Consider the following 11,967-nt stretch of genomic DNA (forward strand, 5'->3'; position numbering starts at 1 on the left):
CGATGCGACGGATGGCGACCGGGGCGCTGCTGCTGCCCGCCGTCGTCCTGCTCGTCGTCGGGTTTCTCTACCCCTACCTGACCATGCTCGTCGCCCCGGCGGCCGACCCGGACCCGGACGTCCCCGGAGCGCTCGCGGCCGCGGTCACCGACCCGTACGTGATCGAGATCGTCGCCCGCACCGCCCGGGTCGCCGGGCTCGCGACGCTGGCCAGTGTCCTGTTCGGATTCCCGGTGGCCTGGCTGATCAGCCGGGCCGCGCCCCGGTGGCGGGCACTGCTCCTGCTGGCCGTCACGTTCCCGCTGCTGCTGAGCACCGTCGTCCGGACCTTCGCCTGGATCGTGCTGCTCGGCGGCGAGGGCCTGATCAGCCGGACGCTGCAGGGCGTCGGGCTCGCCTCCGGACCGGTGCAGCTGCTCTATACCGAGACCGCGATGGTGCTCGGGCTGACCCAGCTGTTCATGCCGCTGCTGATCCTCACCGCCTACAGCTCGCTGGCCTCGGTGGACCCGGCTCTGGAGGACGCGGCGCGCGGGATGGGCGCGGGCAACACCGCGGTGTTCGCCCGGGTCGTCTTCCCGCTGGCGCTGCCCGGCACGGCGGTCGGCGCGATCCTCGTGTTCGCCGGGTCGGTCACGGCCTTCACGACGCCGTCGCTGCTCGGCGGGACCCGCAACCGCACCCTGGCCACCCTGCTCTACCAGGAGGCGAACACCTCGGTGAACTGGAGCGCGGCGTCCGCGGTCGCGATCATCATGACCGTCGTCCTGCTGGTCGTGACGCTGCTGCTGTCCCGGGTCTCGGCGATCGGGGCCCGCCGGTGATCCGCCGTCCCGTACTCACGCTCGTCGCCGGGCTGGCGGTGTTCTTCCTGCTCTTCCCGATCGTCGTCGTGGTCGGCATCGCGGTCACCGCGGGCACCGCGCTGGCGTTCCCGCCGGAGGGGCTGTCGCTGCGCTGGTTCGCCGACGCCGCCGCCTACGAGCCGTTCCGCGAGGCGCTGGTCACGAGCCTGCTGGTCGCGGGACTCGCGACCGCGCTGGCACTGGCCGTCGGCGTGCCGGCGACGTACGCGATCCATCGCCGGTCGCCGCGCGGGCGGAACCTGCTGCAGACGCTGTTCCTGTCCCCGCTGATCGTCCCCGAGCTGGTGCTGAGCTTCGCGCTGTTCCAGTTCTTCCTGGTGCAGGCCGGGATCGACACGCTGTCCGCGCTCGTCGTCGGGCACGCGGTGCTGCTGCTGCCCTACACGGTGCGGGTGACCGGGGCGTCGCTGATGGCCGCCGACCCGGCGCTGGAGGATGCCGCGGCCGGGCTCGGTGCCGGCCCGCTGACGACGTTCTTCCGGGTCACGCTGCCGGTGATCGCTCCCGGTGTGGTGGCGGCGTCGATCCTCTCGCTGCTCACCTCGTTCAACAACGTCCCGTTGTCGCTGATGCTCACCTCGCGGCGGGTGGAGACGCTGCCCGTGTCGATGCTGTCCTACGTCCAGACCTCCTTCACCCCGATGGTCGCCGCCGTCAGCACGCTGCTGCTGGTGCTCGCCGTGGCCGTCGCCCTGGTCACCGAGCGGCTGGTCGGCTTCCAGAAGGTCTTCGGAAAGAGCGGTTCATGACCACCACCACCGTCGACCCCGTCGTGGCCCTGTCGGGGGTCACCCGCGACTTCGGCTCCGGCCCGGTCGTGCGCGACCTGGACCTGGACGTCCGGCGCGGGGAGTTCCTCGCGCTGCTCGGGCCGAGCGGCTGCGGCAAGACCACCCTGCTGCGGATGATCGCCGGCTACCTGGAGCCGACGGCCGGTGAGCTGCGTATCAACGGCGTCGACGCCTCCCGCACGCCGGTCCGGCGCCGCAACATCGGCATGGTCTTCCAGTCCTACGCGCTGTTCCCGCACATGACGGTGGCCGGGAACGTCGGGTTCGGGCTGACGATGCGCAAGGTCGGCCGCGGCGAGCGCGAGCGCCGGGTCCGCGAGGCCCTGGAGCTGGTCGGCCTGGGCCACCTCGCCGACCGGCGCCCGGCCCAGCTCTCCGGCGGCCAGCAGCAGCGGGTGGCGCTCGCCCGCGCCGTCGTGCTGCGTCCGGACGTCCTGCTGCTCGACGAGCCGCTGTCCAACCTGGACGCCCAGCTGCGGGTCCAGCTGCGCGACGAGCTGGCCCGGGTGCAGCGCGAGACCGGGCTGACCACGGTGCTGGTCACGCACGACCAGGAGGAGGCGCTGGCCGTCGCCGACCGGATCGTGCTGCTGCACGGTGGACGGATCGCCCAGGAGGGCACCCCGCGCGAGGTCTTCGAGCGGCCCCGCACCCGGTTCGTCGCCGAGTTCCTGGGCTACCGCAACGTGCTGGAGCTGCCCGGTCGCGGCGAGGTCGCGATCCGCCCGGAACACGTCCGGGTGCACGCCGCGACCTGCCCGGAGAGCGCGAGCGACACGTCCGCCGAGGTGCTCACCGGGACCATGCGCTCGGCCACCTACCGCGGCACCTTCAGCACCGCGACCGCGCTCGTCGCACTCGGCGGCGGCCAGGTCGAACTGCACGGCGTCACCGCCGGCCCCGAACCGGCACCGGGCGATCCGGTGCGCGTCGAGCTCCCCGCCGCGGCGATCGTGCCGCTCCACCCCGACCAGGAGGACCCCCGATGAACAGGCCAGCGATGTGGGTGGGCGGTGTCCTGACGGTCGCGCTCCTCGCCGCCGGGTGCGGCGGAGGCGGCGGGGCGTCCGGAGGGGACGAGCTCGTGGTGTCCGGGTTCAGCTTCGGCGCCGAGGAGTTCGAGCAGACCGTCGTCGCGCCGTTCGAGCAGGAGACCGGCATCGACGTCACGTTCGACTCCGGCTCCAACTCCGACCGCTACAACCAGTTGCTGGTCAACCGGGCCCGGCCGGACGTCGACGTCATGCTGATCTCCGACCTGTTCGCCACCGACGGCGAGCGGGAGGGGCTGTTCGCCGACATCGACCCGGCCGCGGTGCCGAACCGGGACAGCACCGTCGAGTTCGTCCGCGACGCACCCGGCCAGGGCGTGCCCTACACCTTCACGCTGCCCGGGGTGCTCTACAGCACCGAGGCGTTCCGGGACGGCCCGCCCACCGTCGAGACGTTCTGGGACCCGCAGTACGCGGGGCGGATCGCCGTCCCCGACATCTCCGCGACGGCCGGGATCCCGTTCCTGACCGCGGTCGCCGAGACCTACGGCAGCGGGCCGCAGGACGTCGACACCGCGTTCGCCAAGCTCGCCGAGCTCAAGCCGAACGTGCTGCAGTTCTACTCGAGCACCACCGAGCTGCTCAGCCTGCTCGAGCGCGGTGAGGTCGTCGCGGCGCCGGGTCTGGACCTGTTCGCCTACGACGCCGTCGAGGCCGGGCGCCCGCTCTCGTGGGCCCCGCTGGACCAGGGGAAGGTGCTGTCCTACAACAAGGCCGAGATCGTCGCCGGCAGCGAGAACACCGAGGCCGCGCAGCGGTTCATCGACTACCTGCTGTCCCCCGAGGTGCAGTCGCGCACCGCGGAGGCGTTCTCGGACAAGCCGGTGAACCGGGAGGCGGCGGTCCCGCCGATCGTCGAGATGGTGTCCGGCGAGGCGGTGACCGACCCGGGCGGTGCCGGTTTCCGGCCGCTGGACCTGGAGTTCGTCGCCGACCACCGCTCCGAGTGGATCGACCGGTTCGCCCGCGAGGTCTCCGGATAGTGGACACCCCGCTCAGCGTCGCGATCGACTGCGACCCCGGGGTGGACGACGCCGTCGCCCTGCTCCTGGCCTTCCGGTCCCCGCAGATGCGGGTGGCCGGGGTGACGACGGTGGCCGGCAACGCCGGGCTGGAGCAGGTCACCGCGAACGCGACGGCGGTGCTCGACCTCGCCGGCGCGCCGGCGGACCTGCCGGTCGCGGCCGGCGCGGCGGGCCCGATCGCCGGAGGCGAGCGCGTCCCGGACGAGCCGGTGCACGGTCCGGGCGCGCTCGGTGGCGCGGTGCTGCCGCCGAGCAGCCGCCCGGTGTCCGACGACGCCGTCGGCCTGCTCACCCGTCTCGCCCGCGCGCAGCCGGGGGAGCTGGTCCTGCTCGCGCTCGGCCCGCTCACCAACGTGGCCCGGCTCGTCGAGCGCGACCCGGAGGCCGCCGGGATGCTCGCCGGGATCGTCCACATGGGAGGCGCGGCGTTCGTGCCGGGCAACGTCACCCCGGCGGCCGAGTTCAACACCTACTGCGACCCGGAGGCCGCCCGGATCGTGCTGGGCAGCGGCCTCCCGGTGCGGCTGGTCCCGCTGGACGTGACCCGCCGGGCCGTGCTGCACGGCGCCGACTCCGACCTGCTCGCCGCCTCGGACGACCCGGTCACCGCCGCCGCCGGCACCATGCTGCGCGGGCTGACCGACGGCCACGAGCGCCGGCACGGGGTACGCGAGTGCCGGGTGCACGACGCGACCGCCGTCGTCGCCCTGCTCGAGCCCGAGGGATTCGGCTGGCAGCGGCACCCGGTCGACGTCGAGTGCACCGGGGAGCTCACCCGCGGCGCCCTGGTGACCGATGTGTACCGCCGGACCGGGCGCCCCGCCACGGTCGAGCTCGCCCTCGACGTGGATCCCGACGCGGCCGTGTCCTGCCTGCTCGACGCCCTGGAGGGCCCGCGATGACCCCGCGCATCTCCGGCACGCTGCTGCTGCGCGGCGGCTCGGTCGTGTCCATCCACACCGGAGAGACGTTCCGCGCGGACGTGCTCCTCGACGGCGAGCGCATCCGCGCCGTCCTCGCCCCCGGCGCCGCGGAGCTGGTCGCGCCCGAGGAGCTCGACGTGACCGGACGGCTGGTCGTCCCCGGCTACGTCGACGCGCACATGCACGTCGAGAGCTCGCTGGTGCCCCCGGCCGAGTTCGAGGCGCTGACCCTGCACCGCGGCACCACCACGGTGCTGGCGGACCCGCACGAGATCGTCAACGTGACCGGCCGGGACGGCATGGCCTGGATGATCGACCAGGCCCGTGACCTCCGCCAGGACATCCGCTGGGCGGTGCCGTCCTGCGTGCCGTCGTTGCACGGGTTCGAGACGGCCGGTGCCGACCTGGACGCCGGCGACATCGCCGAGATGCTCACCTGGGACGGCGTCACCACGCTCGGCGAGGTCATGGACTACCGGGCGGTGATCGGCGGCGACCCGCGCACCCTGGCGATCATCGACGCGGCCCGACGGGCCGGTGTCCGGCTGGACGGGCACTGCCCGCACATCAGCGGCGCCGACCTCAACGAGTACCTGTGGGCCGGGATCGACTCCGACCACACGAAGAACTCGCCCGCCGTCACCGTGGAGAAGGCCCGGCTGGGCATGGTGATGATGCTGCAGGAGAAGTGCCTGCGCCCCGAGCTCGTCGAGGCGCTGCTGGCGCTGCCGGTGCTGCCGGACTTCTGCCTGGTCAGCGACGACGTCGCGCCGGACGCGGCGCTCGACCACGGCCACCTGGACCATCTCGCGGGCGTCGCGCTGGCGTGCGGGCTGCCGCCGCTGGTCGCGCTGCGGGCGCTCACCCTGCACCCGGCGCGCCGGCTCGGGCTGGACGACCGGGGTGTCGTCGCGCCCGGGCGTCGCGCGGATCTCGTGGTGCTGCGCGACCTCGGCTCCTTCGTCCCCGAGGCTGTCGTGTGCCGGGGCGGACTGGTCGACGGGCCCGGCTCCGGTCGTCCCGGCGATGCGGCGCCTCCGGCGGACAACCCGTTCGCCGGGACGGTCCGGCTGCCCACCGGCACCACCGACGCCGGGTGGCGGACCGACCTGCCCGACGGCGAGCACGTCTTCCGCGCGCTGCGGGTCAACCCGGTCGACACCTACACCGAGCCCGACGAGGTCGTGCTCCCGGTCCGCGACGGGTTGGTCGGCTGGGAGGGCCGCTGCGCGGTGGTGACGGTCGTCGAGCGGCACACCGGCGCCGCGAGCCGGCGGACCGCCCCGGTCCTCGGCTTCGCGCCCGGTCCCGGCGCGTTCGCGACCACCTACGCCCACGACAGCCACAACCTCACGGTCGTCGCCACCTCCGGCGCGGCGCTGACCGAGGCCGCGGGCCGGGTCGCCGCGGCCGGCGGCGGGATCGCCCTGGTCCGCGACGGGCACCCGGCGGTCGAGCTGCCGCTGCCGGTCGGCGGGGTGATGTCCGACCGCCCGGCCGCCGAGGTCGCCGACGCGGCGCGGGAGATCCGGTCCGCGGTCCGTGCGTGGGGCTGGGACCACGCGAACCCGTTCATGAGCCTGACCACGCTGACGCTGCCGGTCTCGCCGGCCGTGAAGATCACCGATCGGGGGCTGGTCCGGGTGGTCGAGCGGGCCTGGGAACCGGCCCTCGCCGGTTCCACGGAACGCGACCGGGCCTGATCCGCCGGTCAGGGCGCGAACCGCAGCACGGTCGTCAGCGGCCCGCCGAAGGCGACGCCCAGGTCGCCGGAGACGACGTCGACCCCGCGTACCGTCCCGCGGCCGAGGACCCGGCCGTCCCGGGCGTCGACGACCGCCAGCAGATCGTGATCGGTGAGCAGCACCCGGTCGCCCAGGGCACCGGGTGACTCCACCGGCCGGCCCGGCCGTCCGCCGAGCTCCTCGCCGGTGCGCTCCCACCGCACGACCCCGGTGGCCGGGTCGAAGCCGGTGAGCCCGCCGCGGGAATCGTCCTGGCCGACCGCGCGCAGCAGGAGCGCCGGGGCGCCGGCGACCGGCGGTGCGACGACGGTTCCGCCGCCCCGCGTCCCACCACCCACCGGCTCCCGGGAGGTCCAGTACACCCGGCCGGTGCCGGGATCGACGCCCTGCAGGCCCGCGTCCGTCCGCAGCAGCAGCACGCCGTCGCTCGCGCCCATCGGCTTCGGGAAGTCCACCGTGCTCGACCAGGCGGGCTCCCCGGTGGCGGTGCGGAACGCCCGCACGCCGGAGGTGCGCCCGTCGTCACCGGCGTCGGCGGCGAACACGGCGACCGTGTCCCCGGCGACGACCGGCGCGATCCCCCCGTCGTGCGACTCGTAGCGCTCCGACCACTGCTCGTCCCCGGTCCCGGTCGACAGCATCCGCATCCGGGACCGGCGGGCGTCCTGCTCGGCGACCAGCACGCCGTCGCCGGTGGGGGTCGCCGTGCTCGTGGCGTCCGGGTCGACGCCGGTGCACCAGCGGAGCTCACCGGTGGACGGGTCCAGCGCCGCGAGCGCCTGGTTCGTCGTGACCAGCAGCGGCCCGCCCGGCACCGGGTCCAGGACGACCCCGCCGCGGCGGTCCGGGAGCGCCGCCGACCAGAGCGGCCGTCCGTCGGCCGCGGCGTGGGCGGCCAGCAGCGCGTCGTCGCCGCGCACCTGCACCGTCACGAGGACGCCGTCGTCGGTGACCGTCGCGCCGACCACCTCCGGCAGCTGCTCGCCGTTCCCCTCGCGGGACCGCAGCCCCCAGACGACCGTCGCCGGCAGCCCCGCGGCCGCCGTCACCGCGGCGGTCCGCCTTTGCGCCTCGTCCGCGGCGGCGCGCTCCTCCGGCCCGCCGGACGGCGTCCACACCGCGGCCCCCGGGCCGGGGTCACCGCCGACGGCGCACCGGCCGGCCGCCGCCGTGGCGATGCCCACCACGCTCGCCACGACCAGCACCGCGACGGTCCCCGCCGCCCACGTCCGCGTCCGCACCGGGTGATCTTCTCCGGCGCACGTCCGGCGGGGCCATCCGTGGTTCCACCGAGCCGGGCGCTCACCCCGGGTGGACGAGGAGCGGCACCAGCTGTTCGGCCGGGGTGAACGACCCGTGCTGACCGGGGAACGACGACAGGTAGGGCTCGGCCTCGCTGCGCACCACCGCGGCCGTCCCCCGCAGCGCGACGACGACGTCGCCGATCCGGTCGCGCACCGCGTCGGTGACCGGTCCGAACCAGCCGTCGGCGACCGCCTGCTCGCCGGGGACGACCCAGGCGTCGTCGCCGAGGGTGTCGCGCCAGGTCGCGAGGACGTCGGCCGACGCGCCGGTCCGGGTGTAGAGGTGCCGGGCCCGCGGGTCGCCACCGATCAGGACCAGCCCGTCGCGGAGTGCCGGGCTGTCGTCGACATCGGTCACCCGGTCGACGGTGACCATGCCGTGGTCGCCGGTCACCGCGAGCAGCGCCCCGGCGGGCAGCGCCTCGGCCAGCATCCCGACCAGGGCGTCGACCTGCCGGAGCTGCCAGCGCCAGGCCGGGCTGCCGGGCCCGTACAGGTGGCCGAGGTGGTCGAGGTCGGCGTGGTAGCCGTACACCAGCCGCGGTCCCGACCCGTCGCGGTCGTCCACACCGGACAGCAGCTCGACGGCGAGGTCGCCGAGTGCCGCGACACCGCGGTAGGTGCCGCCACGGAGCCCGGACCGGGTCAGCCCGGACGTCGCGAACTCGCGGTGCGACACGACACGCACGTCGACCCCGGCGGCCGTGGCGCGCTCCAGCACCGTCGGTGCGGGCTGCACCCGCTCCGGGACGACCGTCTCCCGAAGGTCGCGGCGGCCCTCGGACCAGGAGAGCGCGTCGAGCAGGTGGCCGTTCACCCGGAACCGCAGGCCCAGCGTGCCGTGCGTGCCCGGCGGGAGCCCGGTGCCGAGCGAGGTGAGGCTGATCGGGGTCGTGGACGGGAACCCGACGGCCAGCGGTCCGGAGTCGGCGAGGCCGGCGAGGACCGGGGCGTCGGCGGCGTGCGCCCGGAGCAGCCCGTGGCCGAGCCCGTCGATCATGAGCAGCGCCGCGGCGCGGGCCGGGGGCAGCGCGAACGCGGGCGGGTTCTCGTCGAGCGGGGCGCCGATCGCGTGCAGCAGCGAGGGAAGGACGTCGGCCAGCGTCGTCGTGCCGTAGCGGGGGAGGACCTCGGGCATGGGAGCCAGTGTGCGGGGCGGGGAGCCGTACGCCGACCCTCGATGCCTCGTCGGCCGGAATGTCGCCCGGCGACCGCGCCGGGCAGGCGGCGGTGCGCCCGGATCCGGCGGGGCACCGGGCCGGGCGCCTCGGCCCGGCGGTCCCACCACCGTCCGTCCCGACCCTGTCCTGGCACGGTGCTCCCGGCGACCGGGCGGGGTGGCCGGGTGCCGGCGCATGCGGCGCCCCGGGACCGTGGCACCGCCGAGATACGTCTCAGCGGGAGTTGTGGATCTCCAGAGCCCGCTCAGGCGTATCTCGACGGTGGTCGCCGGCGCGGGATCGCACCGGCCGGGTACTCCCGGTTTCCGGAGCCCCGGGCCGGGGCTCACCGGACGGCCAGGTCATGGGGTGGCGGTGCTCGGCGTGCCCGTCGCTCCGGTGTCGACCTGTCGCCGGCCGGGTGCCAGGCTCGGCGGGTGACCGCTCCCGGTGCCCGCACGTCGACGTCGCCGGCCGCTGCGCCGGCGGCTCCTCCGGGGTCCGGCCCGCACGACCGCCGGCTGCCCGACGGCTTCGCCGTGCGGCTCGACCGTCGCACCCGCAGGATCGACGGCGGCGCGGCTCTGCTGGGCGGGGCGCCGCCACGGCTGGTCCACCTGTCGTCCACCGCGCGACGGCTGCTGCCCGGTCCCGGGGCCCCGCTCGTCGTCACGACGCCGACGCGCCGGGCGCTGGCCCGCACCCTGCTCGACGCCGGCCTGGCGCACCCCGACGCCCTCGCGATCGCCGGCGCCGGCCCGTCGGACACCCGCGGAGCCCCGGCCACCCCCGGAAACCCGGCCACACCCGGCGGCCCGGCGGACCCCGGAGTCCCGCCCGGCCCCGCCGCGCCGGTGGCCGCTCGGCCGGCCGAGGCCACCGTCGTCGTCCCGGTGAAGGACCGGCCGCTGGACCGGCTGCTCGACGCACTGGGGCCGGTCGGGTGGGGCCCGGACGCGATCGGCGGTCTCGTCGTGGTCGACGACGGGTCGCGGGACCCGGAGCCGTTGCGCCGGGCCGTCTCGACCGCGGGGGGCACGGTGCTCCGGCACGACACCGCGCGGGGACCGGCCGCGGCCCGCAACGCCGGGCTCGCCGCCGCCCGCACACCGTTCGTGGTGTTCCTCGACTCCGACGTCGTCCCCGAGCCGGGCTGGCTCGCGCCGCTGCTCGCGCACCTGGCCGATCCGGCGGTCGCGCTCGTCGCACCCCGGATCGTCGCGCTCGACCCCGAGCGCGGCGGCGGGGTGCGGGGCGCGATCGGCCGGTACGAGGCCGTGCGCTCGTCGCTGGACCTCGGCACCGACCCGGCGCTGGTCGTGCCCCGGTCCCGGGTGGCCTACGTGCCCAGCGCGGCGATGCTGGTCCGGGTCGACGCGGTCACCGCCGCGAGCGGCGCGGGCGACTCTGCCGCGAGCGGCGCGGGTGACTCTGCCGCGAGCGGCGCGGGTGACTCTGCCGCGAGCGGCGCCGGCGACTCCGCCGCGAGCGGCGCAGGGCAGGCGTTCGACCCGGACATGCACGTCGCCGAGGACGTCGACCTGGTCCTGCGGCTGCACGCCGCCGGCTGGGCGATGCGTTTCGAACCCGCGTCGCGGGTCGCGCACGACCACCGCACCCGGCCGGGGGAGTGGCTGCGCCGCAAGGCGTTCTACGGCACCGGGGCCGCGCCGCTGGCGCAGCGGCACCCGGGCGCGGTCCCGCCGGTCGTGCTGTCGCCGTGGACGGCGGCGGTCTGCCTGCTGCTGCTCGCCGGGCGTCGTGGTGCGACGGCTGTCGCGGCCGTCGTCACCGCCGTCGCGGCCGAGCGGCTGTCCCGGAAGCTGACCCGGCTCGAGCACCCGCGGCGCACCGCCGCCCGGCTCACCGCGCTCGGGCTGTCCGGGGCGCTCTGGCAGACGGCGTCCGCGCTGACTCGGCACTTCTGGCCGGTCGCAGCCGTGCTGCTGCCGTTCTCGGCCCGCGCCCGGCGGGCCGTCGCCGTCGCGGCGGTCGTCGAGGGTGTCGCCGACTGGTGGCTGCACCGCGGACGGGATCCGCGGGTGCGGGTCGGGCCGGTGACCCACCTGGTGCTGCACCGGCTCGACGACCTGGCCTACGGCGCCGGCCTGTGGTGGGGCGCGTGGCGGCGCCGGACCACCGCGCCGCTGCGTCCGGGAGGGCCCGGCGCGCGCCGGTGACTCGGGGCCCGGAACCCAGGTGAGGCTGCCCTGACCTGCAGGGACGTCGACCAGTCCAACCGGACTGGTTCGAACGGGTGATTCGTCTTGTGTGGCGGATCCGTTTCTGCGGTGCGACACCCCCTCTCGCTCCGCGACTGCGGACGCGTCCGGACGGGGCCCCTGGTCACGTCCCCGGCCCGGCTCCCTCTCCGTTCCTGGCCGGGTGCTGTTCGTGTTGCTGCCCCGGGTGATCGGGAGTGTGATGTGGGCGCCGCCACACCGACGGTGGTGGCTGGTCAGGGCGCGCCGCGGTGGTCGCGAACTCCTTCGGTGCCGCCCGTGACGACGTCCCCGGTAGCCCCCGCGCAGCGCGGTCGCGAACGATCAGCGGTCGCGGACGAGGAGTGAGAGTTCATGACAGAGGTCCGGGTCACTGTCGACGGCGTGAACTACGCCGACGACGTCGAACCCCGCTTGTTGCTCGCGCAGTACCTGAGGGAGACCCTCGGCAAGACGGGGACGCTGATCGGTTGCGACACCAGCAACTGCGGTGCCTGCACCGTGAGCCTGAACGGGCAGAGCGTGAAGTCCTGTTCGGTCCTCGCCGTCCAGGCCGACGGCGGCGAGGTCACCACCATCGAGGGCCTGGCCCGGGACGGGCAACTGCACCCGGTGCAGGAGGCGTTCCGCGAGTGCCACGGCCTGCAGTGCGGCTACTGCACCCCGGGGATGATCATGGCCGCGGTCGACCTGCTCGGGGACAACCCCGACCCGTCGGAGCAGGAGGTCCGGGAGGGCATCGAGGGCAACCTCTGCCGCTGCACGGGCTACCAGAACATCGTGCGCGCCGTGCAGAGCGCGGCGAAGAACATGAAGCCGGGGGCGCAGCAGCAGACGACCGAGCAGCAGGCCGCCCCGGTCGCAGGGGGAGGGAACTGA

10 protein-coding genes are annotated in these 11,967 nt (G+C 75.5%); 8 read left to right on the top strand and 2 right to left on the bottom strand.

All coding sequences use genetic code 11. From position 1 onward, the window contains the following. Positions 1-2 precede the first annotated feature (2 nt). The 6 genes from WIS52_RS07600 to WIS52_RS07625 are packed head-to-tail and all read left to right on the top strand — an operon-like array spanning position 3 to position 6,360. Positions 3-824 (top strand): ABC transporter permease, encoded by an 822-nt coding sequence (locus WIS52_RS07600; protein WP_349297427.1) that lies wholly within the window; start codon positions 3-5, stop codon positions 822-824. Next, positions 821-1,615, top strand: a complete 795-nt coding sequence (locus WIS52_RS07605) for an ABC transporter permease (RefSeq protein WP_349297428.1) — start codon at positions 821-823, stop codon at positions 1,613-1,615. Before WIS52_RS07600 ends, WIS52_RS07605 begins: the two co-directional genes overlap by 4 nt. Further along, entirely contained in the window at positions 1,612-2,646 is a 1,035-nt protein-coding gene (locus WIS52_RS07610) for an ABC transporter ATP-binding protein (RefSeq protein WP_349297429.1), read from the top strand. The genes WIS52_RS07605 and WIS52_RS07610 overlap by 4 nt, the downstream gene beginning before the upstream one ends. After that, positions 2,643-3,692 carry an ABC transporter substrate-binding protein gene (locus WIS52_RS07615; protein WP_349297430.1) on the top strand — a complete coding sequence of 350 codons (1,050 nt, stop codon included), beginning with the start codon at positions 2,643-2,645 and terminating at the stop codon, positions 3,690-3,692. Before WIS52_RS07610 ends, WIS52_RS07615 begins: the two co-directional genes overlap by 4 nt. Beyond that, positions 3,692-4,636, top strand: a complete 945-nt coding sequence (locus tag WIS52_RS07620; protein WP_349297431.1) for a nucleoside hydrolase — start codon at positions 3,692-3,694, stop codon at positions 4,634-4,636. The genes WIS52_RS07615 and WIS52_RS07620 overlap by 1 nt, the downstream gene beginning before the upstream one ends. After that, the gene (locus tag WIS52_RS07625) at positions 4,633-6,360 is read left to right on the top strand and encodes an adenine deaminase C-terminal domain-containing protein (RefSeq protein WP_349297432.1); all 1,728 of its coding nucleotides are present in this window, start codon (positions 4,633-4,635) and stop codon (positions 6,358-6,360) included. Before WIS52_RS07620 ends, WIS52_RS07625 begins: the two co-directional genes overlap by 4 nt. A gap of 8 nt (positions 6,361-6,368) precedes the next feature. Here the strand turns inward: WIS52_RS07625 and WIS52_RS07630 are convergent, their stop codons facing one another. Together WIS52_RS07630 and WIS52_RS07635 are read right to left on the bottom strand one after the other, a co-directional pair. Next, a complete protein-coding gene (locus tag WIS52_RS07630; protein ID WP_349297433.1) occupies positions 6,369-7,643 on the bottom strand; it encodes an outer membrane protein assembly factor BamB family protein in 1,275 nt (424 codons plus the stop codon). A gap of 61 nt (positions 7,644-7,704) precedes the next feature. Beyond that, on the bottom strand, positions 7,705-8,844 hold the full coding sequence (locus WIS52_RS07635; RefSeq protein ID WP_349297434.1) for an alkaline phosphatase family protein: 1,140 nt from the start codon (positions 8,842-8,844) through the stop codon (positions 7,705-7,707). A 459-nt stretch (positions 8,845-9,303) separates the two neighbouring features. On the opposite strand from WIS52_RS07635, the gene WIS52_RS07640 reads away from it, so the two are divergent. Together WIS52_RS07640 and WIS52_RS07645 are read left to right on the top strand one after the other, a co-directional pair. Further along, positions 9,304-11,046, top strand: a complete 1,743-nt coding sequence (locus WIS52_RS07640) for a glycosyltransferase (protein ID WP_349297435.1) — start codon at positions 9,304-9,306, stop codon at positions 11,044-11,046. Positions 11,047-11,442: 396 nt separating this feature from the next. Further along, positions 11,443-11,967 carry a (2Fe-2S)-binding protein gene (locus tag WIS52_RS07645; protein ID WP_349297436.1) on the top strand — a complete coding sequence of 175 codons (525 nt, stop codon included), beginning with the start codon at positions 11,443-11,445 and terminating at the stop codon, positions 11,965-11,967.

This window comes from Pseudonocardia nematodicida (genome assembly GCF_040105385.1).
Classification (GTDB): Bacteria; Actinomycetota; Actinomycetes; order Mycobacteriales; family Pseudonocardiaceae; genus Pseudonocardia; species Pseudonocardia nematodicida.